The 24,560-nt window shown below is 33.2% G+C and carries 20 protein-coding genes, 7 tRNA genes and 1 pseudogene; 17 read left to right on the forward strand and 11 right to left on the reverse strand.

The genetic code is table 11. The features are described 5' to 3' along the window. Positions 1-162 precede the first annotated feature (162 nt). Together CKL_RS00355 and CKL_RS00360 are read right to left on the reverse strand one after the other, a co-directional pair. The gene (locus CKL_RS00355) at positions 163-1,914 is read right to left on the reverse strand and encodes an ABC transporter ATP-binding protein (protein ID WP_011988675.1); all 1,752 of its coding nucleotides are present in this window, start codon (positions 1,912-1,914) and stop codon (positions 163-165) included. After that, positions 1,907-3,730: an ABC transporter ATP-binding protein gene (locus tag CKL_RS00360; RefSeq protein WP_011988676.1), complete on the reverse strand. Its 1,824-nt coding sequence runs from the start codon at positions 3,728-3,730 to the stop codon at positions 1,907-1,909. Before CKL_RS00360 ends, CKL_RS00355 begins: the two co-directional genes overlap by 8 nt. A gap of 588 nt (positions 3,731-4,318) precedes the next feature. Here CKL_RS00360 and CKL_RS00365 point away from each other — a divergent pair. The 5 genes and pseudogenes from CKL_RS00365 to CKL_RS00385 all read left to right on the forward strand — a co-directional run. Further along, positions 4,319-5,059 (forward strand): annotated as a pseudogene (locus CKL_RS00365) (transposase); the annotation flags it as partial. A gap of 391 nt (positions 5,060-5,450) precedes the next feature. Continuing rightward, positions 5,451-5,924: a hypothetical protein gene (locus CKL_RS00370; protein WP_011988679.1), complete on the forward strand. Its 474-nt coding sequence runs from the start codon at positions 5,451-5,453 to the stop codon at positions 5,922-5,924. A 14-nt stretch (positions 5,925-5,938) separates the two neighbouring features. Beyond that, on the forward strand, positions 5,939-6,157 hold the full coding sequence (locus tag CKL_RS00375; RefSeq protein WP_011988680.1) for a helix-turn-helix domain-containing protein: 219 nt from the start codon (positions 5,939-5,941) through the stop codon (positions 6,155-6,157). A 415-nt stretch (positions 6,158-6,572) separates the two neighbouring features. Continuing rightward, positions 6,573-7,400, forward strand: coding sequence for a class I SAM-dependent methyltransferase (locus tag CKL_RS00380; protein WP_011988681.1), 828 nt, complete (start codon positions 6,573-6,575; stop codon positions 7,398-7,400). A gap of 44 nt (positions 7,401-7,444) precedes the next feature. Next, positions 7,445-8,236, forward strand: coding sequence for a class I SAM-dependent methyltransferase (locus tag CKL_RS00385; RefSeq protein WP_011988682.1), 792 nt, complete (start codon positions 7,445-7,447; stop codon positions 8,234-8,236). A 214-nt stretch (positions 8,237-8,450) separates the two neighbouring features. Here CKL_RS00385 and CKL_RS00390 read toward each other — a convergent pair whose 3' ends face one another. The 6 genes from CKL_RS00390 to CKL_RS00415 form a co-directional block, all read right to left on the reverse strand. Then, positions 8,451-8,885, reverse strand: coding sequence for a MarR family winged helix-turn-helix transcriptional regulator (locus CKL_RS00390; protein WP_011988683.1), 435 nt, complete (start codon positions 8,883-8,885; stop codon positions 8,451-8,453). Positions 8,886-8,909: 24 nt separating this feature from the next. After that, positions 8,910-10,586 (reverse strand): MFS transporter, encoded by a 1,677-nt coding sequence (locus CKL_RS00395; protein ID WP_242652512.1) that lies wholly within the window; start codon positions 10,584-10,586, stop codon positions 8,910-8,912. A gap of 262 nt (positions 10,587-10,848) precedes the next feature. Next, complete coding sequence (locus CKL_RS00400) at positions 10,849-12,393, reverse strand: heavy metal translocating P-type ATPase (protein WP_341271429.1); 1,545 nt, start codon at positions 12,391-12,393, stop codon at positions 10,849-10,851. Then, complete coding sequence (locus tag CKL_RS21675; protein ID WP_011988686.1) at positions 12,378-12,728, reverse strand: hypothetical protein; 351 nt, start codon at positions 12,726-12,728, stop codon at positions 12,378-12,380. The genes CKL_RS00400 and CKL_RS21675 overlap by 16 nt, the downstream gene beginning before the upstream one ends. 9 nt (positions 12,729-12,737) lie before the next feature. After that, positions 12,738-13,019 carry a metal-sensing transcriptional repressor gene (locus CKL_RS00410; protein WP_011988687.1) on the reverse strand — a complete coding sequence of 94 codons (282 nt, stop codon included), beginning with the start codon at positions 13,017-13,019 and terminating at the stop codon, positions 12,738-12,740. A 128-nt stretch (positions 13,020-13,147) separates the two neighbouring features. Continuing rightward, complete coding sequence (locus CKL_RS00415) at positions 13,148-14,452, reverse strand: M18 family aminopeptidase (RefSeq protein WP_011988688.1); 1,305 nt, start codon at positions 14,450-14,452, stop codon at positions 13,148-13,150. A 509-nt stretch (positions 14,453-14,961) separates the two neighbouring features. Here CKL_RS00415 and CKL_RS00420 point away from each other — a divergent pair. The 3 genes from CKL_RS00420 to CKL_RS00430 all read left to right on the forward strand — a co-directional run bounded on the left by CKL_RS00420 (position 14,962) and on the right by CKL_RS00430 (position 18,604). Next, positions 14,962-16,365 (forward strand): NAD(P)/FAD-dependent oxidoreductase, encoded by a 1,404-nt coding sequence (locus CKL_RS00420; protein WP_011988689.1) that lies wholly within the window; start codon positions 14,962-14,964, stop codon positions 16,363-16,365. Between the two features lie 75 nt (positions 16,366-16,440). After that, positions 16,441-17,727: an adenylosuccinate synthase gene (locus tag CKL_RS00425; RefSeq protein ID WP_011988690.1), complete on the forward strand. Its 1,287-nt coding sequence runs from the start codon at positions 16,441-16,443 to the stop codon at positions 17,725-17,727. Positions 17,728-17,854: 127 nt separating this feature from the next. Continuing rightward, entirely contained in the window at positions 17,855-18,604 is a 750-nt protein-coding gene (locus tag CKL_RS00430; protein ID WP_011988691.1) for an acyl-[acyl-carrier-protein] thioesterase, read from the forward strand. 13 nt (positions 18,605-18,617) lie between these two features. Here CKL_RS00430 and CKL_RS00435 read toward each other — a convergent pair whose 3' ends face one another. Next, on the reverse strand, positions 18,618-19,847 hold the full coding sequence (locus tag CKL_RS00435; RefSeq protein ID WP_011988692.1) for a BaiN/RdsA family NAD(P)/FAD-dependent oxidoreductase: 1,230 nt from the start codon (positions 19,845-19,847) through the stop codon (positions 18,618-18,620). Between the two features lie 145 nt (positions 19,848-19,992). Here CKL_RS00435 and CKL_RS00440 point away from each other — a divergent pair, with 145 nt between their 5' ends. From CKL_RS00440 to CKL_RS00475, 8 genes are all read left to right on the forward strand, one after another. Further along, positions 19,993-20,364 (forward strand): CoA-binding protein, encoded by a 372-nt coding sequence (locus CKL_RS00440; RefSeq protein WP_011988693.1) that lies wholly within the window; start codon positions 19,993-19,995, stop codon positions 20,362-20,364. Between the two features lie 206 nt (positions 20,365-20,570). Continuing rightward, positions 20,571-20,645 (forward strand) — tRNA-Glu (locus CKL_RS00445). 9 nt (positions 20,646-20,654) lie between these two features. Next, positions 20,655-20,730: transfer RNA gene (locus tag CKL_RS00450), tRNA-Val, on the forward strand. Between the two features lie 6 nt (positions 20,731-20,736). Then, a tRNA-Asp gene (locus tag CKL_RS00455) sits at positions 20,737-20,813 on the forward strand. Positions 20,814-20,920: 107 nt separating this feature from the next. Then, positions 20,921-20,995, forward strand: a tRNA-Glu gene (locus CKL_RS00460). Positions 20,996-21,004: 9 nt separating this feature from the next. Then, positions 21,005-21,080, forward strand: a tRNA-Val gene (locus CKL_RS00465). A 21-nt stretch (positions 21,081-21,101) separates the two neighbouring features. After that, positions 21,102-21,178 (forward strand) — tRNA-Asp (locus tag CKL_RS00470). A gap of 4 nt (positions 21,179-21,182) precedes the next feature. Further along, positions 21,183-21,258, forward strand: a tRNA-Thr gene (locus tag CKL_RS00475). A 41-nt stretch (positions 21,259-21,299) separates the two neighbouring features. Here CKL_RS00475 and CKL_RS00480 read toward each other — a convergent pair. Beyond that, positions 21,300-22,286 carry an ATP-binding protein gene (locus CKL_RS00480; protein ID WP_011988694.1) on the reverse strand — a complete coding sequence of 329 codons (987 nt, stop codon included), beginning with the start codon at positions 22,284-22,286 and terminating at the stop codon, positions 21,300-21,302. Continuing rightward, complete coding sequence (locus CKL_RS00485) at positions 22,279-23,271, reverse strand: DnaD domain protein (RefSeq protein ID WP_011988695.1); 993 nt, start codon at positions 23,269-23,271, stop codon at positions 22,279-22,281. Before CKL_RS00485 ends, CKL_RS00480 begins: the two co-directional genes overlap by 8 nt. Before the next feature lie 214 nt (positions 23,272-23,485). Here CKL_RS00485 and CKL_RS00490 point away from each other — a divergent pair, with 214 nt between their 5' ends. Next, positions 23,486-24,550: an NAD(P)H-dependent flavin oxidoreductase gene (locus CKL_RS00490; protein WP_011988696.1), complete on the forward strand. Its 1,065-nt coding sequence runs from the start codon at positions 23,486-23,488 to the stop codon at positions 24,548-24,550. The last annotated feature ends 10 nt before the right edge of the window (positions 24,551-24,560 follow it).

A 24,560-nucleotide genomic window follows, 5' to 3' on the forward strand; every position in this document is an offset into this window, starting at 1 on the left:
TGCTGACCTCTTGACAGTGAAAAGGGCATGTTAACCAAGGGTTAAATTATTTTTTAACAGACATAGTAGTGTTAAGTTACATGACTGGCAAAAATTAAAAATGACAGGCTTATCTTTGGAAGATACTCCTGTCGTTTTTGTTCTTGTATTTAAATGATTTTTCTATACACTCCAGCCTAGACTTTCCTGCTGAATATTGTATAGTCTTTCATATAGGCCTTTATTTTTGATCAATGTATCATGGGTACCTTCCTCCACTAGTTTACCTTCATTTAAAACAATGATTTTATCCGCCCCTGCAACTGTTCTCAGTCTGTGTGCGATTACAATAACTGTTTTTCCCGAAATCAATTTAGAGATGGCCTGCTGAATCCATACCTCATTTTCAGGATCTAAAGAAGCTGTAGCTTCATCCAGCAGTACGATAGGTGCATTCTTTAAAAGTGCACGGGCAATTGAAATTCGCTGTCGCTCACCGCCTGAAAGGGTACTGCCGTTTTCACCGAGCGTTGTTTGATAACCGTCAGGTAATTCATTTACAAACTTGTCGCAGCAAGCTGCTTTTGCAGCCTCCATCACTTGATGTTCTGTTGCCTCTAGATTTCCGATGCGGATATTATTGTATACCGTATCGTTAAAGAGAATAACATCCTGAAATACAAAGGACATATAGCTCATAAGATATTCCGGATCCAGTGTTTTAACATCCACGCCTCCAATTTTAATCCTTCCCTTGTTTACATCCCAAAACCGTGCAATTAGTCTTGAAATTGTGCTTTTTCCGCATCCTGAAGGACCTACCAGAGCTGTAATAGTATCTGAAGGGATGGATACTGTAAGATTTTTGATTACCACATCTTCCTGAGGATTCTTATTATTATAGCTGAAGGACACATTTTCAAAATCAATATTCCAGTTTGTAATCTGTGTTTGAGTATCTCCTTCCATAACCGGTGTATTTATTAAAGTACGCATTCGCTTTGTAGCAATGCGATGATAAAATAGTTCTGGTAATAAAGTAAGTTCAACAACAACTGGTCCATAGATTCTTACAACGATGAGCAAAAACATTAATAATGGGATGAGCTCAATTTTACCCTCTGTCAGTAGATAAACGCCGACAAAGACTGTAAGTCCCACACCAGCCTGTATAATCATCTGAGCCCCTGTAACAAAAATCCCGGTGCCAAATTCCATTTTAATAGCCATTTTTTTCATCAAACGTAAAGAGCTATCTAATGATGAGAACTTGGAACCGTCCAAACCGCATGCCTTGATAACCTTGATACCCTCCAGATATTCCTGCACCTGTCCGGATGCCTTTAGCTTTGCATCCACATGTTTTTCTCCCAATTTATTCTGAATCTTTTTACTGCCTAAAATGACAAGAAGCGCAATGGGTACAGTGCAGAATATAGAAAGTGCAAGCCTCCAGTCAAATATGGCAAGCATGGCACAAATAATGGTGATAGAAATAGCATTGGCACACAATTGCGGAATTATATGACTCAATACATGTTCAGTAGTAGAGCAGTCTCCCATGATATTCGTGGTAAGCTCTGATAAATCCTTGGAATTAAAAAAGCTCATGGGAAGTTTTCGTATATGCTCAGAGACGCTGATTCGCGTATTCTCAGCCTCCATATAAGAGGTTACATAGGTTTTTTTATAATCATTTTTGCTGGCGATAAACACCAAAATTGCCGATATGATACCGGCTCCAAACAGTATCCACATTATTGTCCATGAAATTTTCTGACCCATGAGCGGTTTTAATAGTTCGGTAAAAATTCCAATGGTCACGCCAAAGGGCAGCATTAGTGAGAGATTGGTAATAGTACATGCTATTATGGCCTTCTTTAAATCGGAATAGCCTTTATCTGTAAGCATCAACATCTCCTTGAGATTAAGCATTTGTTTCGCCCCCCTTTCTGTTCATCTTCCAATCCAACATTTTGACATACATATTCCACATGGCGAAATATTTTCCTTCTTTTGCAAGTAGTTCATCATGGATGCCCTGCTCGATAAGATGGCCCTTGTCAATTACCACTATTTTATTAGCACTCCGTATGGTAGACAAACGGTGTGCAATCATAACCACTGTTTTGCCATGCATTAGCTTTTTAAAAGCCCTTTGGATAAGATGTTCATTCTCGGGATCCGAAAATGCAGTTGCTTCATCTAGTATAATAATTGGTGCATTTTTTACAATGGCCCTTGCAATGGCAATACGATGCTGCTCCCCTCCTGATAGATGAATTCCTTTTGTGCCAATCACAGTATCATATTTATTATGCAGCTTTTCAATAAATTCATGGCATTGGGCGGCTTTGGCCGCAGCAATTATTTGTTCATTTGTTGCATTTTGATTTCCCATACGGATATTTTCCATAATACTCTGTTTAAAGAGAAATACATCCTGGAATACAAAGCTAACTTTTTCCATCAAATAATTTGTATTCATATGGCGAATGTCCACCCCACCAATTCGGATGCTTCCTTCTGTTACATCAAAAAAACGCGGAATCAGATGGGCGATGGTACTTTTTCCTCCCCCGGAAGGGCCCACAATAGCTGTAATTTGATTTTCCTCCGCGCTGAATGAAACGCGGGACAGGGCCGCAGCTTCTTGATCTGCATAAGAAAAAGATACATTTTCAAAAATAATTTCATGCTTTTTAGTTGTTTTTGGATTTTTGGGTTGAGACAGTGATGCAGTGTGCAGAATTTCATCCATTCGTTCTACTCCACCGATGATTTGGATGCCGCTGGTAGAAACATACATAATTTTCGTCATAATGGTTGCAATAGAGGGTACAAAAATCAAATAAAAAATAAATTTGCTGGCAAATGAAATATAATCTGTTGTATTGAGTCCAATTAGAATACCTACTGGTATTAAAAATAAGTAAATGTTATTTACAATTGTGATAAAGGCCGACATATAATTTTCCCAGCTTAATGTATAGGGAATCACCATATTAGTATATTCCTTTATTGCTTTGTGCATCCTGCGAAAGGAATATACGGTTTGTTTGAAAGCTTTGACTACGGTAATGCCTCTTATATATTCTACAGATGCATTGTTCATATCTTCTAGTGAGGTTTGATATTTTTTCATCATGGTCTTTGCTCCATCATTTCCGTAGGCAATCATCTGAATAACAAAGGCAATGACAATGCCTACGATTGCTGCGAGACCAAAGCGCCAGTCAACAACAAGTAAAATGATGAACATGACAAGTGGTGCAACAAAAGATGCTACCATATCGGGAAGTTGATGGGCGATAAATCCTTCGATCTTTTCAATGTTCTCATCCATAATCTTGCGTAGTTTACCGCTGCCGACTAAAACGTGAAAGCCTAGGGGTACTTTAGCGAGATGTGATGCAAAATTTACCTTCAATTCGTACAGCGTACCGAAGGCTGCAAGATGTGAACACATCAGAGCTAAAAAGTACAATAGGATATTCAGAATAATACCTCCAAAAGCAATCCAGCCGAATCCAATTGTCCTTTCTACATCAAGGGCTGAGAATTCGGGATATATTCCCATGATCTCCAAAACGATATAGTAAATAGCGATATACGGAATAAAAGAAGCAATAGAAGCCAGTGCGGATAAAATCACCGAAGTGATCATAAGCGGTTTTTTTGTGGCCGCAAGTTCCATTAGCCTTGTCATTCCAGTTTTCGGTTTTTTGGCTATTGCAGTTTTCTGTTTCATGGGCAACCTCTCTTTTCTAAAAAATATAGTTTCATTTCTAAACTCTGAAAGCATACAACACTTGAAAACTTTAAGGAGTATCATTAAGTTAGTTTTAACTAACTTAATGATACTCCTTTTTCTCTATTTTTTCAATCCTTTCAAATAAATTTGATAGAGTTGTTAAAGGAGTATTCCTATGCACACCTGATCAAGATGACGTATAGACATATATATAGTTATAACAAGTTAATCTTCTAAAATTTTCAATAAGTGCTCTTTTATAAAATGCTATATGGTTTTAATTTACATTGTATTTTGACTCTGATAGTATACTGTATCAATATCACATGGTTATATATTCATATAATTAAATATCCTGAATTGTAAAATGAATTGCAGCCCATTAACTTTATTTGAGTTATAAAATTTTAAGTTAAATATATATGTCCAGGAGGCTGCATCCTGGCTTACAAAAAGATTGGTGAGGAGCCAGTCTTTTTGTTGCGTTGTTTTTATCAGACATTTATCCTTAAAACGTTGGCGGCAGAATGGAGGATATATGTCTAATTTTTTTACCTATGAAGAAAGACTTGAGTTGCAGAAATATCTGAAAAAAAGTCTTTCCTTTATATTGATGCATGCCTGTTTGATGTCAGGAACATTGATCTTCCCAGAAAAGTTAAGTTTCGTGAGCGATACAAAAAGCCTGAATTTAAAGTAGATAAAGGCTGCCGCATCGGTCGCAATTATGAAGCATTTGGAACTTTTATGGATAAGAATCCTGACATATCAGTAGTACAAATGGATTCTGTCATTGGTAGTAAAGGGGGTAAATATCTTTTAACTATTCATTTTGTAGAATGCAGTCTTATGCTTGCTTTTTTAAGAGAAGCAAACACATCAAAATCTGTGATTGATGTATTCAATCAACTTGATAGTACCCTTGGGAAAGACTTGTTTAGCAAACTATTTCCAGTTATTCTTACTGATAACGGAAGTGAATTTTCTAATCCCAAATCGATTGAATATAGGAATACATTTCCTTTGCTGCGTACGCATGTATTTTACTGTGATGCGGGAAGTCCCTATCAAAAAGGAGCTATTGAAGTAAATCATGAACTTATACGTCGTGTACTTCTAAAAGGAACGAGTTTTAATCAGCTTAAACAGGATGATATTAATTTAATGATGAATCATATCAATTCCTACAAAAGAAAAAAGCTAAATAATCGTAGTCCCTACGAAACATTCAGCTTTTATCATGGAGAAGAAGTTTTACATAAGCTTGGATGTGCACCAGTTGCCTCCAGTGATATCATGTTAAAACCTGCTCTTCTCAAAAAATAATAAATTTGCGTGCCGCCAACCATCTATTTGTCTAAGGAATAAAGGGGTGGATTCTCCGATTACAAAAAAATCGAGAGGGAGTTGACTCCTCTTTGGCATGCCTGTGATTATTATAATACTCCAATAAAAGTTGAAGATCAAACTGCATTTGGTTTACAAAAACTGCGATTCGAGTACAAAAGTGGCATTTCGTTTACAAATATTCAGTTGTCGTTTACATATATTGCTTCTCACTTTACAAAGTGGCTTCTCACCTTACAAGTAAGTTTATACTCTGCATTTAATATCTTAGTCGTATAATATTTAATGTTTTACATTAAATATTAGTTGAAAAACATAAAATTATATGTTAATCTAGATTTAGAAAATATAAAGGAGGTTTTTTATAAAAATGCGAGCGAAACATGAAATCGAGACTACCAGCGTAGCTCTACAAATTATTTTAGCAATCACGTCAATACTTACGATTATTGCAGAAATATTTTCAATCAGAGAATTAATAAATGCTGTTGAAGGTAACGCAATTTTAACGACTCAAATTAAGCAAGTCATTTATTATGTATTTTTCATAGCAATTCAGTTTGTTGCATTTCTGATTTTTCATGCAATTTCTAAAAACAAAACACCATTTTTGCCAGAAGTATCTAGAAATATAAAAATCATTGGTGGACTTATCATGTCTTCCAACGCTATAGCACAGTGGACAGGAAGTATCATTTCGTCAATTATGAGCAACCATATAAAAATTACAATTATTGATGAATCTGTTCTGTTAGGATTGTTACTAGGATTAATCTTTGCCTGTTTAGGAGCAATTTTTGATTATGGCTGCGTTCTTCAAAAACAAGATGATGAAACTCTTTAGAGAGGGAGGAGAAAATGGCAATTATATTAAGGTTGGATAGGGTAATGGCTGATCGTAAAATATCGGTTAACGAATTGGCGGATAAGATTGGTATTGCAAACGTCAATCTATCGAAGATAAAAACTGGCAAAATTAGCGCAATACGTTTTTCTACGCTTAACGCAATCTGTGATATATTGGATTGTCAGCCTGGAGATATCCTTGAATTTCAGAAAGATGAAAACAAAACATAATATATCTTTTCGTTTTTCCCTTTTTGAAGAAGAATAGTATCTATTGCTTCTTTTATACCATATATTGCTACCTATAAGGTGAATTTTGCATTCCATATTGCCAAGGTACCACTAGGCTTTTACATTTTAGTGAACAGCGGCAAATTGTACGAGATTAAAGAATATACCAATATGGTGATTTCCTATACATTAAGCTGGGAAAACTATATATCTGCTTTTACTACTATTGTAAATAATATTTATCTATTTCTAATCAATGGGTATTCTAAAGAGAATTAAAAACACAGGTACAAGTTGACTCTTTTCATTCTCGCAACAATTTGATATAATATAAACAAGTTAGATTAATCTAACTTGTTTATATTGAGATAATTGATATATTAAATAATACTTTGTTGCAAGAAAGGGGTTCAATATGGAAAAAAAACCAATATTACAGGTGCAGACAGTACAAAACACAATGCTTCTTCCGCTTTGGGGACGTGCTGTAGCTAGTGAGAAGAATCCTGAAATACTGTATGATAAGCAAGCTATTGATATTATCAAAAACTATGATTATAATTTTAAAAATGTTGCAAAAACCTTTGGGGAATTTGGTGGCATTTGTTATGTAATACGTGCACGTAAAATTGAAGATGCTATTCGGGAATTTATACGAAAGTATCCTCGAGGGACAGTAGTAAATATTGGAGCAGGTCTGGATACATCCTTTTCCAGAGTTGATAATGGAAGTATACTATGGTATAACCTGGATTTACCTGATTCTATTGCTTTTCGCAGGAGTTTTATTCCAGATTCTGAGCGTAATATTAGTATTGCAAAATCTTTGTTTGATACTACATGGTTTGATGATGTAAAATTTACCTTTGAAGATGGCATATTTTTTGTTTCGGGAGGGGTTTTCTATTTTTTTAAAGAACAGCAACTTCGTGAAATATTAAGGATAATGGCAAGGCGTTTTCCAGGAGGAGAATTGTATTTTGATGCTGAATCCAGAACGGCAGTTAAAAAATCAAATAATATGATTAAAAAAACAGGGAATAAAGGAGCCACAATGTATTTTTATGTTAATGATGCAAAGAAATTTCAAAGTTGGTCATCAGCTATCAAATTGGTTTCCTGTGAAGGCTATTTTAAAAATATTCCATTTAATAAACAATGGAGTCTTAGACTTCGTTTGATGATGAGGATGTCGGATTGGACGCATATGATGAAATTTGTTCATCTACGTTTTTTAAAATAAGTGTAGTTAGAATTTCTGAATAACTTGATATAAGGAGGAAAAAAATGATTTCGTTAAACGGTGTGCAGGAAACTCTGTTAATACCCCTTGCCATTAAGGCGAGTGAAACCAAACGATCCAATGCAAGGATACATGATTTAAAAGCTGTGGAAATCATAGAAAAGTTGAATTTGGACACTTCCAAATATGATAAATTTATGAGCCACGAAGGTGTTGTAGCAAGAACCATTCTTTTTGATGATGCTACTAAGTACTATTTGAAAAAATACCCTAAATCCGTTTGCATTTCTATTGGATGTGGTTTTGATTCAAGATTCTCAAGAGTTGATAATGGAATATTAATTTGGTATGATTTGGACTTTCCTGAAGTGATTTATGCTAGAAAACAATTTTTACCAGAGCATGAAAGAGTGCATTTAATAGAAAAATCTGCATTAGATGCCTCATGGCCTGATGAAATAAAAAAAGGCTATAAAACTATTATCATTATAGAAGGAATGCTAATGTATTTAAAAGAAGAAGAGGTAAAGCAACTTTTACAAATTATAAAAAACAATTTTAATGACATCATATTACTAGTAGAACTTATGCCATCTATTTCGTCAAAAAGTAGCAAATTTCATGATACAGTCAAAAATACAGATGCAACATTTAAATGGGGTGTTAAATCGGGAAAAGAAGTTGAAAAACTCTGTGATGGTCTGAAACTTGTTTATGAAAAGAGTTTTAATTGTGAAATGAAAAAACACTCCTTCAGAGGCAAACTGTTTGCTTCCATTCCCATCATTCGAAATTTTAATGATCGGCTTGCTGTTTTTGCATTGAATAAATTTTAAATGGTATTTTAGTAACTATTAGTGTACATTTATGACCGCTATTGTGTTGCCTGACTTCTTTTTAAATACAATGGTATTTTCTGACGAAAGTTTGTCAGGGAGTGGCAATAGCTGTGAATCTTTTTCATTAAATAATGACAAGTTTTATCCTAAAGCTGCCACCCCTTTGATTTAAGAATTTCTGGGTGTCTAAAAATATTGATATAAATTTACTTTAAAGGCATGTATCACATGCGTTTTTTGCCATTTGTTCTATGCAGTTCAAGAAGATTTTTTGTGATTCCACTGGAATACCTGTCATGATTTGTTTATTCCAATCTGTAATTGCAGATTGAATCTCAGGAACGAGAGCTAATGCTTTTGGAGTTAAATAGACCTTATTGGCTCTTTTATCAGTTGCGTCTTCCTGGCGCCTTACATAATTTCCCTGTTCTAGTTTTTTTATTGCCCTTGCGATAGAACCTTTATCCACTTTCAACAAATCCGATATTTGTTCCTGGCTAATTCCATCATTTTTGTAAATCGATAAAATCAGTAGAGAAGAACCACTTGCTCCACCATATGCCTCCAACTTTTTATTCATATAGTTTTTACGATAACGGTATAGTATAGATATCCAAAGATTTAAGAAATTTTGGTTATGTGTCATTTTAATTCTCCTCTCTTACAGGTATCATGATTCGTCATGCACATATTGTTTGCCACGCATGTAGGATGCAACTGCAGCAATGGCAGACATAACAGCCGAAATATAAAATGCAAGGCGTAGACTCGACATTACCGCAGGTGCTATAGTTAATGGAAAAAAATGATTACCCAAAATAATTGTTTTAGTAGCACTTGGAATGGTAGAAAGAGTCTGTTGATCAATGAGTGCTCCCATTGGATTATATCCTAGAAATGCTGCAAACAAAGCTGATGTAGGAGGCATGTTGGAAATCTGCTGTGCCATTGTGGATGGAACGCCAACATTAATCAATCCACTGTATAAAATAGAGGGTAAGTTATGTGCAAGTCCAAGGATAATAATTGCAAAATAAAGTGTCATACTTAAAGCCATTCCGGTATTCTGAAAGGTTGACCTCATTCCCGAGGTAGCTCCTCTTTGAGAAGCAGGAACAGAATTCATGATTGCAGTGGTATTTGGTGCGGCAAACATGCCCATACCACAGCCTAGGATTAATAAGATTACAATAAAAATGTTGTATCCAAAATTAGCTGGCAAAAGCGTCAAAAGGATAAAACCAAGAGCTGAAAATAGCATCCCGCCTGTGGCAAAAAATCGAGCACCATATTGATCTGATAGTTTTCCACATAATGGTCCCATTATAAAGAAGCCAATCATCATGGGCAACATATAAATGCCCGCCCACAATGGGGTAGATTCAAAACTGTAGCCATGTAATGGAAGCCATATTCCTTGTAACCAAATAATCAACATGAATTGTAAACCACCTCGTGCGATGGATGATATAAACAGACTTAAATTACCAAAGGCAAACGCACGATTTTTGAATAATTCCAGATGGAACATGGGCATCTTGACTTTTCGTTCGATAAATACAAATACAATAAGCAGTAATAAACCTAAACTTATTCCCAAAATCACAAAAGGATTGCCCCAGCCCATTTTGGATGAACCATATGGCATAATTCCATAGGTTAGTGCCAGCAGCAGTAGAGTTAGACCAACAGCGAATGTACTATTTCCTAACCAGTCAATCTTTTGTGTTTTATCCGGTACAGACTGTTCTTTGAGTTTGATATACGCCCATATAGTTCCAAATAATCCAACGGGTACACTTACAAGAAAAACAAGGCGCCAGTCAATTTCGGCAAGGACTCCTCCGATAACAAGACCAAGCAATGATCCCCCAATACCAGCAATTTGGTTGAGTCCCATAGCCATACCACGCTCTTTAGAAGAAAAAGCATCAGTAAGAATAGCAGTGCTGTTAGAAAATAAAAATCCTGCTCCCACTCCCTGTAGAAGTCTGAACAAAATCATTAAAATGATGCCATTTGATCCGTTCCCAGGAGTCAGATACAGTAAAATGGAGGCTGCTGTAAAAATTCCAAAACCTAAATTGTATAGACGTACACGGCCATAGATATCCGAAATCCTACCAAAGGAAACCAGTAATGTGGCGGTTACTACAGTAAAGCCCATCAGCATCCATAGCATATATGAAGCACCATTTGCCGATAATGGATCCACATTCATTCCTCGAAAGATTGCAGGAAGTGAAATTAGAATTATATTGTTATTTAATGAAGCCATAAGTACGCCAAGGGTTGTATTAGAAAGAGCAATCCATTTATAATGTTTTTTATTATGTTTTTGTTTCATTAGTTTGTTTTGTCTAGTAATAAATTGTAGCATTTTTTTACCTTTCTTAAATTTAATTATTATTAATAGTATTACCCTTGATAAGTAAAGGATAATCTATTTTTAATTCATCTTTTATGAAAGATTATATCAAAAATTAGTTGCCTAGTCAACTAATTTGGTTTATGGAAATATAATGCTTGAACTTTTTTCATAAGCCAAAATACATTTTGTTGAATTTGCTGAAATACAATTTTAATTTTTGATTTTAATGACGACTTAATTAAACTTTTTTATCATACAATCTCGCGAATCTCGCGGCATTCATTACCACTAATACAGAACCAATATTATGCACTAATGCCCCTGTAATAGGATTTAATATTCCTAGTAAAGATAATGTAATGGCTATGACATTAATTATCATGGATATTGAAATATTGATTTTGATATTATATATGATAGCATTGGACAATCGTTTTACATAAGCCGTTTTAACGATATCATCTCCCATAAGGGCAATATCGGCAGCATCAATGGCAATATCGCTGCCCATTGTTCCCATTGCCATTCCTATAGAGGATGTTTTTAATGCAGCTGCATCATTGATTCCATCGCCAATCATACATATGTAATCACCTTCATTTTCTATTTGTGATATAATGCTAACTTTATCTTCGGGAAGAAGAGAAGAATTTACTTCTGTAATACCTGATTTTTTGGCGATATACTCTGCTGCATTTTTATTATCTCCGGTTAAAAGTATGGTACGATGTATACCAGCAGAATGAAGAGAATATATTGCTTCTTTGACGTTTTCTTTAAGAACATCAGAAAGTGCAATAAAACCTATTACCTTATAATCTCCAGCAATAATTACTACAGCTTTTCCTTGACTGTAAAATTCATTAAGTGTAAGTTTTAAAGAATCTTCATAAGAAACATGAAAGTCTTCAAGCAGTTTTTCATTTCCACAAAGGATGAGTTTTTCTTGTACGATTCCATGCACCCCTTTACCTATAGACATTACAAAATTTGAAACTCTATGAGTTGGTATTTTTTTTTCACGGACATAAGATGTAATGGCCTTTCCTATGGGATGTTCAGAATGGCTTTCACAGGATGCAGCAAGAGATAATAATTTATTTTCTTCTATATTAAATGATATAATATCGCTTACCTCAAGTATTCCTTTTGTTAAAGTACCTGTTTTATCAAAAGCTACTACAGATACCTTGCCCATTTTTTCTAAAGCTTCTCCAGATTTTATAACTACACCAAATTTAGTTGCTTGTCCAATAGCAGCTACAATAGAAACTGGTGTAGCCAGTGCTAATGCGCAAGGGCAAAAAACCACTAATATCGTTACTGCCTTAATAAGATCTTTGGTAATAAAATATCCCACAATAGCTATAAGACAAGCTATGGGAACCAGACATTGAGCCCATTTATCCACAATTTTTTGCATGGGAGCTTGTTTGTTTTCAGCCTCCTTAGCAAGTAATACCATTTTCTTTAGGGAAGAATTCTGAAGGGTTTTTGTTACAGCTACATCAATAGAGCCAAAGCAATTTAGAGTTCCTGTAAATACAACATCTCCTACAAATTTGTCAACAGGAAGCGATTCTCCAGTTAAAACTGATTGATTAACGGAGGTTTCTCCTGAAATGATTTCTCCATCGGCAACAATAATTTCACCAGGTAGTATGCGAATCATATCTCCAATTCTCAGAGTGGATACATCTACAATTTCTTCTGCAAGAGAATTGTTATCTGATTTTTTTATCCTTTTGGCTTTATCTGGAATTAGTCTTAAAGGACCTTCAATCCCTTTTTTGCCTTTTCAACTGTCCTATCTTCAAGCCAGGCACCAATGGCCATAATAAAAACAACTTCACCTGCTGCAAAGATTTCACCTATATATATGGATGCAAACATGGCAATTGAGATAAGCAGAGCGGAACTTATAAAAAATTGGGTAATAATTCGTTGTAATGCCAAAACTACAAGTGGTGTTCCACAGATAAGTATGGTTATCCAGGCAGGATCCACGGGAAATATATGAAAAAAGATATTTAAAATACTTAGAATTAAAAATAACCCTGCTGTAATGATCATTGGCAATCGGGATAAGGAATCATAAATTTGTTTAAGAATATTCATTGTTATACCTCATTTCATGAATTTTCCGATGGCATCAGAAAATTTTTCAAGTTCAGATTTATCACCGGTATTTATTGCCTCTGTAATGCAGTGGTTTAAGTGATCTTGTAAAATGAGTTTGCCAATATTGTTAACTGCAGATTTTACAGCTGCCATCTGAATTAATATTTCACTGCAGTCCCGTTCATCTTGTACCATTTTTTTTACTGACTCAAGATGTCCTATGGCACGTGATAAACGATTTATAACCATTTTGGTATTCTCGTGTTTATGTTTTTTTTCTTGTGACATAGTTTACCCTCCTTTCTCAATATCCCCCCGTGGGGGATATTGAGATTATAACAAGATACTTTATTTTTGTCAATATTTACTCTTATAGAATTCGACCCTAAAAGTATGAAACAAAAGGTTAAGTTAAATTAAAAATTATAGAATGTTTTAAAGGAATTCATTGCATATACATAATCCTTTACACCCGCTAATTCTCTTATAGAATGCATGGATAATATAGGAATTCCCATGTCTACACATGTCATATTAATGTGGCTGGAGGAAATAGGTCCTATAGTTGAACCTCCTCTTTCATCCGAATGGTTCACAAATATTTGCACTGGAATGTTAGCCCTGTCACATATGCTTTTGTATATTGCGCCAGATACACCATCGGTAGTATAGCTTTGGCTGGCACTTATTTTTATAATGGGACCTTTATTTACGATAGGTCTATTTGCAGGATCTGATTTTTCTATATAATTTGGATGGAGTGCGTGCCCAAGATCACAGGATATCATAAAGGATTTTGATATGGCTCTATAGAATTGATCTTTATTTTTACCTAAGTTAAAGACTATTCTTTCCAATAAGGATAACAACATAGGAGAATTTGCGCCTTGCTTTGTAGTACTCCCAACTTCTTCGTTGTCAAAGCATACCATTACATTTGTACTATTTTTAACTTTAGTATCTGAAATGGATTTTATGCCCGAATATACCATACTCAAATCGTCTAATCTACCAGAAGATATAAATTCTCTATTAGCTCCCATTATAGTTCCTTTTCCAAATTCGTACAAAAACAGGTCAAAATCCAGAATATTTTCTTTAGCTATAGATAATTCTTCGCATATAATTTCAATGAGACAATGTTTATTTTTAGAATTGCTATTCACAAGGGTCAAAAGAGGAAGCATATGTTTTTGTTTACTCAATTTAATACCTGAGTTCACATCTCTATTCATGTGTATGGCTAGATTTGGTATTATCATAAGGGGCTTAGCTATGTTTATTAATGAGCTATGTGGATAAAAAGGATCTTTACTTTTTAATACAATCCTACCTGCCATGGCAAGGGGTCTATCCATCCATGTATTTAATATAGGGCCGCCATATACTTCTGTGTTTATTTTTATATAGTTATTTTCTACATTTATATCTGCATTGGGCTTTATTTTAAAGCAAGGAGAGTCAGTATGAGCTCCTATTATCCTAAATCCATCTTTCTCTATTTCTCCATTTCCCACTGTAAATGCAATAAGTGCAGAATCATTTTTTGTTATAAAATATTTTCCGCCTTTTTTTAAATTCCATGAATTCTCCTCTTTAATTTCGATAAATCCTGATTTTTTAAGTAAGTTTACAGCATTTTTCACTGCATGAAACGCTGTAGGGCTTTCATAGATATAATCTATAAGCTCTTCTGCTTCTTCAATTTCGTAATTTTTCATAATTCCTCCTAAAATAATTTAATATTTAATTTATATTTTATTATCCAAATTAAAAATATTCAATATAAAGTTTTATCCGAACGGCTATCATTTAATGAGTCTATAAAAAATATTGAGGGATTAAATTCAGAAATACAAACACTGCAATCTATTTCAAAAAAATTATAAATTTACCATGTAAATATATAGTTAAAATATTATTTATAAAATATTAAAAAAGTAAATAACTATTTAATATATATGACATAATGTTGTCACAATAATTATATAAAATAATTATATTAATATAGAATTTATCAGAAATTTAAAATAGTATAGATCTCCCTTATTAAAAATAAGTGCTGGCAATTAGCTGGTACTTATTTTTTTAAGATGTGAACTTTTCAAATTAAAAGAGAAGGTTTTTACCAGCATTTCACGAATTTTGATAGAAAATTTGTGAAAAATATTCGTATTGTTTATTGACTGTAACATTCAATTTTGATACCATGTTGTAGGAGGGATGCTACTTGAAGGAAAAATATGATGTTGTGATAATTGGAGCAGGTCCTGCTGGAATATTTGCTGCACTGGAAATCACAAAACTAAACAAGAACTTAAGTGTGCTTATAATTGATAAAGGTAGAAGTATAGAAAAAAGAAAATGTCCTGCAAGAGTAAATGGAAAATGTATAAATTGTAGTCCTTGTGGTATTACTTCCGGCTGGTCAGGAGCGGGAGCTTTTTCAGATGGAAAACTTTCTTTAAGCCCGGAAGTGGGAGGAAGGTTATTAGAGTATTTTTCAGAAGATGAGTGCATGGAATTAATAAAATATTGTGATGATATATATTTGAATTTTGGCGCTAATAAAACTGTGTATGGATTAAACAATGAAAAAATAGATAAAATAAAATACGAAGCAAGTAAATATAATATTCGTCTTATAGAATGTCCTGTAAGACATTTAGGAACGGAATTAGCTTATGAGGTATTGAAGAAAATGTATCATTATATTTTAAATGATACAAATACAGAATTTAGTGAACTTACAGAAGTAGAAGATATATTAATAGAAGATGATGCAGCTGCAGGAGTTTTGGTTAAAAATAAACAGGGACAAAAAAAGATTTCAGCAAAATATGTAATAGTTGCACCAGGCAGGGGTGGAGCGGAATGGTTTTCAATTCAATCTAAAAAGTTAAATTTAAAAACTAAAAATAATGCTGTGGATATAGGCGTAAGAGTAGAGGTACCTAATTCTATAATGGATCATTTAACTAAAGATTTATATGAAGCAAAACTTGTTTACTATTCGGATACCTTCGATAATAAAGTTAGAACTTTTTGTATGAATCCAGGAGGAGTTGTATCTGAAGAACATTATGATGGAACTATAGCAGTTGTAAATGGGCACAGCTACTCGGAAAAGGAACTGAGAACTGAAAATACGAATTTTGCTATGCTTGTTTCTACTTCTTTTACAGAACCTTTCGACCAACCTATAACTTATGGTAAGTATATTGCAAAACTTGGTAATATGTTAACTGGGGATGGTATAATGGTTCAAAGATTGGGAGATTTATTAAATGGTAGAAGAACTGATTATTCAAGAATTAAAAAATCTACTACTATACCAACTCTTAAATCAGCAGTACCAGGGGATTTAAGTTTTGTATTGCCTCAGAGGTGTTTGACTTCTATAGTTGAAGCATTAAAGGCTTTTAATAATATTGCACCAGGGCTTTACAGTAAAAATACATTACTTTATGGTGTGGAAGTTAAGTTTTATTCAAGTAAATTTGAAACTAATGATAAATTTGAAACAGCTATAAAAAATTTATATGCTATAGGAGATGGAGCTGGTATTACAAGAGGTCTTATGCAGGCTTCTGTAACTGGTGTAGTAGTTGCAAGAGATATAGCACATAAATAGTTTAAATATTATTTTAAAGTTGAAATTGTATTAATTGTAAGTTTCATGATATGTAAAAAAGGGGAGGAAGTTCTCATGTCAGCATTTATTGTTTTAGGTTCCCAGTGGGGCGACGAAGGAAAGGGTAAAATGACCGATTATCTTGCAAAAGATGTAGATGTAGTTGTCAGATTCCAAGGTGGTAATAATGCAGGTCATACAGTTAGGGTAGGGGATAAAGAATATAAACTTCATATTATACCATCTGGGATACTTTATAAGGATAAAGTAAATGTAATAGGCAATGGAGTAGTGCTTGATCCAGAAGCATTATTTCAGGAAATAGATTATTTGGAAAAAGCGGGGGTAGATATTCAGCCCGACAATTTGATGATAAGTGACAGAGCTCAGCTCATTATGCCTTATCATAAGGTATTGGATGGGATAAAGGAAAGATCCAGAGGGAAAAAAGATATAGGTACCACTGGAAAAGGAATTGGTCCTTGTTATACAGATAAAATGGAGAGAAGTGGTATAAGGGTTTGTGATCTTATAAACCAGGATGTTTTTAAAGAAAATTTGAAAGAAAATCTAAAGATTAAAAATGATATAATAACAAAAGTTTATGGAGAAGAAGCTTTGGACTTTGATTCAATCTGTGATCAATATATAGAATACAGGAAAAAATTGGCACCTTACGTTAAGGATATCTCTGTAGAGGTGTATAATAGCATCAAGAATGATAAAAAGGTATTATTTGAAGGGGCTCAGGGTACTTTATTGGATATAGATTATGGAACTTATCCCTATGTTACTTCCTCAAGTACCATTGCAGGGGGAGTATGTATAGGTGCAGGAATAGGACCTACACTTATAACAGGTGCCATAGGTGTTGCAAAAGCCTATACCACAAGAGTAGGAAAAGGGCCTTTCCCAACAGAACTTTTTGATGATACCGGAGATTGGATCAGAAAAAGTGGACGTGAATATGGAGTTACTACAGGCAGAGCTAGAAGATGCGGATGGCTGGATCTTGTAATACTTAAAACCAGTAGTAGAGTTTCAGGGCTTACTAATTTTGCTATTACTAAAATAGATACTCTAGGAGGACTTGAAAAGGTAAAGGTATGTACAGGATATAAATTTAATGGAAAAATTATAGATTATGTACCTGCTAGCTTGCAGGATTTAGCCAAATGTGAGCCTGTATATGAAGAATTTGATGGATGGGATAAAGATATTGAAAATGCTAAGACATATGATGAACTTCCGGAAAATGCTAAGATATATTTAAATAAAATAGAAGAGTTTACTAATACTAAAATATCTATAGTTTCTGTAGGACCAGGAAGAGATCAAACAATAAATTTGAATAATATGTAATTTGAATTTCACCTTTAAATAAACTTCTAAATTAATAGAACTTATTTAAAGGTGAAATTTTATTCTATGGAAAAAATAAAAATTATGTTATAAAATAAGTTTATAGTAAATTATAGGAGGGAAAATATTGGATAAATCAACTTTTGAAAAAGAATATGAAGTTCAATATCATGAAATAGATTTTAAGGGAAGATTACTTGTTACAAGTCTCATAAATTATTTTGGGGATGTGGCTACAAAGCATTCTGAGGCTATAGGAGGAAGTCTTAAATATCTAAAAGAAAAAGGTATTGCATGGGTTCTTTATAAATGGAATATACATATAAATAAAAGTCCCTATTATGGTGAAAAAATTACTATAAGAACTAAGGCTTGTTCTTTTAAAAAGTTTTACGCTTATAGAACTTTCCATGTTATAGATAAAGAGGGCAATATTGTAGCTTATGCAAATTCTCTTTGGATCTTGATAGATGTTAGTAGACGCAAAATAATTAGAATAACACAGGATATGTATAAGATGTATGGTATAAGTGAAAAAAATAAGGGTTTGATGGATATAAAAAAAATAAAGCTTCCAGAAAAATTTTCTATAGAGAAAAGCTTTGAAGTGAGGTATAGTGATATAGATACCAATAGACATGTTAATAATGTTAAGTATGTGGATTGGATGATAGAAACCATTCCTCTGGACATAGTACTTAACTACTCTATAGAAAATTTAAACATAACTTATGAAAAAGAAGCCAGGTATGGTGAAAACATAATAATACACACTGAGTTAAACAAACAAGATGAAGGTTACATATCTCTACATGAAATTGTAGATAAAGAAGGAAAAAGGCTGTCTGCCATAGAGGCTGTTTTGCAAAAAAAGTAAAAGTGCTAATGAATTATTTTTCAGCAGCACTTTTTCCTGCCGTAAATCCAGAGCTCCAGGCCCATTGTAGATTAAAACCACCACAATCTCCATGTACATCTAGTATTTCACCGGCAAAATATAAATTTTTTATCTTTTTAGATTCTAGAGTTTTTGGATTTATTTCGCATACATCAATACCACCGGAAGTGACCTGTGAGTTTTTAAAGGAATTGGTGTCGTATACTTTGAATTTCCAAGATTTAATTAATTTATATATGTTGTCTTTTTCTATCCAGGTTAATTCATCACAGGGCTTATGGATATTTTTTACTGAAGCTTCATTTAAAAGTATAGGTATTATTTTTTTATTTATTATTCCTATTAAAGAATTATGTATACTTCTATAATTAAAAATTCCCCAGTGATTTTCCAGAAATTCTGTTAACTCTTTTTTACTAAACTGTGGAAGCATATCAATTTCTAATTCAACTAACCTTTTATTAAACAAATTATAAGAAGCTGTGCCGCTTATATTCAATATAGGGGGACCTGATATTCCATAGTCGGTAAATAGTAATTCACCTTGCTCCTGTTCTTTTATTTTGTCATCTACAAGTAAATTCACATTGCCATTAAATTTTACTCCCGACAAGGCTTTTAAGCGGGTGTAATGCAGTTTTAGCTGTACCAGTGCAGGGATAGGAGAAATTATATTATGGCCTAGTTTTTTACATATATTAAGACCAGAACCATCAGAACCGGTGTCCGGAGCAGATTTACCTCCAGTGCATAAAATAATTTTTCTGCATTCATATATTTTATCTTCACAAAATATTTTAAAATATTTTTTTGTATATACAATATCTTTGACTTTTGAATTTAAGTAAATGGGAATATCTCTATCTTCAAGGGACATTTTTAGTATGTCTAGTACGGAGGATGCCTGAAGTGAAAGTGGATACATCTTCCCTTTTTCTAAAGTTGTAAGAGGTAATCCTAAAGAATTAAAAAATGTAACTGTATCATTTAAAGTAAAATTATCTAAGGTATCTTTAAAAAAATCAGGGTTTTTACTGTGATACCTAGAGTAATTTATATTCTCATTAGTTATATTGCATCTTCCATTTCCGGTGGATAATAATTTCTGGCCAATTCTTTTTTTCGACTCTAAGATCCCGACATCTTTTCCATTGTCTTTTACAGTAATTGAAGCCATTATGCCAGAAGCACCAGCGCCAATTACCATTATCTCATGAAACAAAAACATACCTCCCTAAGTTAAAATGAATGTACTATATAAATATTTTAACTCACTTGTATTTTTTTTAATATAGTTTGTGACTAAAAATTATATATTTACTTTAAATCTGTATATACTATAATTAAAAGAAAAGGGAGGGATATTTATGGTAGCTTCTGAGTTCTTGAATTATAAAAATTGGGTGGTAGTGGGCAGTGTAGCTAATAACAAAAAATATGCTTTTAGAATATTAAATTGTTTGAAAGATGATGGATTTAATGTAGCTGGGGTAAACCCTAGAAGTGCCGAAGGGGGTGCCTATAAATCCTTAGTAGAGGTACCTTTTAGCATAGATGTATTAGATCTATGTATAAACCCTGCACTTGGAATAAATATAGTTAAGGAAGCCAATAAGTTGGGAATAGATAAAATATTAATACAACCTGGTGCAGAAAGTGATGAAATATTCAACTTTTGTAATAATAATGGAATAAATTTTGTAGAGGGATGTGCACTTGTTGAACTTTCTCGAAGATAGAGTATAAGCCAAAATATTAATTTTAATTCAGTATAACTAAAAACTTATATAATTTTCAAATTAGCGTAAAGTGTTGAGATGTAAGGACTTTAGTAGAAATATAGAAAAAGATATTTAAGAATATAAAAAAAAGTGTTGACACTTTAGAGAATATTTTGTATTATAGACTATGTCAGGCCGCTGGATAGGTTTGATGCATAAGTAAAGGCCCCTTGGTCAAGCGGTTAAGACACCACCCTTTCACGGTGGTAACAGGAGTTCGATTCTCCTAGGGGTCACCATTATTACATGGGCGCATAGCTCAGCTGGGAGAGCACCTGCCTTACAAGCAGGGGGTCACAGGTTCGATCCCTGTTGTGCCCACCAACATAAGGCTCAGTAGCTCAGATGGTTAGAGTGCCGGCCTGTCACGCCGGAGGTCGAGGGTTCGATCCCCTTCTGAGTCGCCATGCCTTGCAACATTTATTTGTTGTAATAGGCCTTTAGCTTAAATTGGGAAGTCTACTCTAACATGAGAGAGTTACTTAGTTTAAGTTAAAATACTAAATTTGTTTTAGGCCCCTTGGTCAAGCGGTTAAGACACCACCCTTTCACGGTGGTAACAGGAGTTCGATTCTCCTAGGGGTCACCATTATTATATGGGCGCATAGCTCAGCTGGGAGAGCACCTGCCTTACAAGCAGGGGGTCACAGGTTCGATCCCTGTTGTGCCCACCATGTACCATATATTACGTATAGGGCTCAGTAGCTCAGATGGTTAGAGTGCCGGCCTGTCACGCCGGAGGTCGAGGGTTCGATCCCCTTCTGAGTCGCCATTTTGCTGGCATAGCTCAGCTGGTAGAGCAACTGACTTGTAATCAGTAGGTCGTGGGTTCGAAGCCTACTGCCAGCACCAAAAACCCCATGATACAATATCATGGGGTTTGGTGTTTTTTGCTATTTAAAGTTTTTGCTTTTTATATTTTTACGTATTCTTATATCTTCTCCAAAAAATTTAAATAAGGTAAATTCACCTAATAATCTGGAAGAAATTCTCTCTGAATAATATTTTAAAAGTTCTTCCAAATCACAATTAGTAGATATGAGCATTTTATTCTGTTTTAATAATTTCCTATTTATAAGATTAAATAATTCTGTCTTGGAAAAATCTGTTATCTGTTCTGAACCTAAATCATCTATTATTAGTAAATCACAATTTATTATAAGATCTTCTAATTTATTGTTCTCCTTAAATCTTATGCTTTTTAAGTCTTGAATTAAAGCTTCAGAAGTCCTATAAACTACTAGAAATCCTCTATCTAAGAGTTCTTTTGCTATGCAATTTGATAAAAAAGTTTTCCCTGTTCCTGGATTTCCATAAAATAACAAATTTTCTTTGGAAGAAGAAAAATTTTCTATGTATTTCCACGATGTAGAAGCTATTTTCTCTATGTTTTTTCTGGGGCTGGTTGGTTCTCCTTCATTTTTTAAAGGGGAATATAAGTGAAAATTAAAACTATCAAAATTGTTTTTACTTAGTATATTCATCAAATCGGAATTGTTATAATATAATTTAACTAACTTCTGTTTATAGCATAAACATTTTTTAGTGCCTATAAAACCAGTATCTTTACATTTGTTACATTTATAAATCATATCTAGATAATTCACAGGATAATTATTGGCCAGCATAAGTTGAGCCTTTTTTTTTCTCAGATTTTTAATTTTTTCTTTAAGTTCCTTCAAATATTTATCCTTATATTTTACATTATTCAATATATTTATTGATAATTTTATACAAAGTTTACCTATTTCACTTTCAATATCCAACACTTCAGGAACAGTTTTTCTAATTTCTTCTTTTCTTAGGTTTAAAGTTTGTTCATTTTTCTGCCTTATGTTTTCATAAATTTTTGTTATGTTTGAGTGATAGCTTTTAATCATTTCTATCCCACCCTAATAGTTTTTTTTCTAAATCTTCAAAATCATAGTTTCTTTGTTTGAAATTATTAAAAGATCCCTGATTTGAGTTATTTCTTAAGTTTTTATAATTAGTAGATGTATTTTTTTTCATATCTTTTTTTCTTATATCCTTAGTGGTCTTTATATTATCTCTATGCCAACTTGTAAGTATACCATCAATATATTTAAAGTCTGCTTTATTTATTCTTTGAAAGCATATATCGCAGGCTTTGTATATAATGTCTATAGAAAAGTTATAGCTTTCTATCCATTTAGAAAGCAATTCTTCTTGAGGTTTCATTATTTCTCTATCTTTTATGCCAAGGTAATTTAGAATTTTTCTTATATTTACCCATTTATCCTCATGTTTTTTTATAAAGGCCTGAGCATCATCTACATTTTTTATTTTAGCATCGAACCAGGATAGGGCGGTTTTTTCTATATATCTTATATTAGCCTTCCCTTTTAAGGTGCAATATTGCACTAATAAGAGTATTATTTCAGGAGAAAAATTCAGATCATTTAGCCAACTTATGTACATCATCATTTCTTTTGAAGATAATGGTCTTCCCATAGATTTTTCTATATCTTCTAACATGTCTTTTACAGAATGATTATTTAGTTCCTCCAATAAGTTTATATTACTTCCTTTTTCAATTTCTATATTATCATCATATAAATCTAAAAATTCTATATTGTAATTTCCCATATTATCTATAGGAACTAATTTTATTACATTCTCCTCATTCCAATAATTCCATGCATTTAATACATCCGTTTCCAAAAGATGCAAAGTATTTGCTATTATTTGAGAGTTTACTCCTATCTCCCCTGATTTGCAATATTTTAATCCAAGAAGATATACCTTTACAAATTCTCCACGGGCCTTAGTCATGTATTTATCTATGAATATATTGCTTACAGGAGTATAGCTGCTTTCTTTAGTCTTAAACATATATGTACTCATATTCTATTTACCTGCCTTTATTAAATAAGGTTTTAAAAGCTGTATTACTAAATTATTATATCAGACTAAATACAAAAAGTATAATGTAGTAAAAGGGTTACAAGGGTGATAAATTTACGGAAAATTTTAACATACTGGACAGTTAAAAGTTTTTAATATATACTTTGATTATCAAAATATTTGATAATCAAAAATTAAAAAAGGAGAGAGTTAAATGAGATTACCTTCATTGATTATAGGAGATTTAAAGGCTAATATACCTATTATTCAAGGTGGCATGGGTGTGGGTATTTCTGGATATAATTTAGCGCAGGCAGTAGCAAATGAAGGTGGAATAGGTGTAATCTCTACTGTTCAAATAGGTTATAAGGAATTAGATTTTGAAACTAATTCTAAAGAAGCAAATATTAGAGCTTTAACAAAACAAATAAGAAAAGCTAGAGAATTAAGCCCAAAGGGTATAATTGGTGTAAATATAATGGTAGCTATAGAGCAGTATGATGCAATGGTAAAAACCTGTGTGGAAGAAAAAGCAGATATAATAATATCGGGAGCTGGGCTGCCCCTTAATTTACCTAAACTGGTTCAGGGAAGTTCTATAAAAATAGTACCTATAGTTTCTTCTGGAAAGGCTGCATCTATTATAATTAGAAATTGGCTTAAAAAATACTCCAGAATGCCAGATGCAGTTGTAGTAGAAGGGCCTGAGGCAGGGGGACACCTTGGATTTCATCTAAAGCAACTTCAAGAAGGTAAAGAATTACTGGAAGATATAGTTGTAGAAGTTGTTAAGGTAGTAAGAGGCTTTGAAAATGGAGATAATGTTCCAGTTATAGCTGCGGGAGGCATATATACAGGATGTGATATTGTAAAATTTTTAAAACTAGGGGCAAACGGGGTTCAAATGGGAACTCGTTTTGTAGCCACTGAAGAATGTGATGCACATATAAATTTTAAAAATGCCTACATAGATGTGAAAAAAGAGGATATAAGTATAATAAAAAGCCCTGTAGGACTTCCAGGAAGGGCTATAAGAAATAAATTCATAAAACAAACTGAAACCACTGATATAATTACTCCTGATAAATGTTATAATTGCCTAAAAAAGTGCAATCCGTCTAAAACACCGTACTGTATATCTAAAGCTTTAATAAATTCAGTTAAAGGAAATGTTGAGGATGGACTTGTATTTATAGGAAGTAATGGGTATAGGGTAAATAAGATTGTAAAGGTTAAAGAGCTTATAAAGGAACTTGTAGAGGAAGCAGAAAAGTGCTAAATACATGTTG

It is taken from the genome of Clostridium kluyveri DSM 555, from assembly GCF_000016505.1.
In the GTDB taxonomy this organism is placed as follows: Bacteria; Bacillota; Clostridia; order Clostridiales; family Clostridiaceae; genus Clostridium_B; species Clostridium_B kluyveri.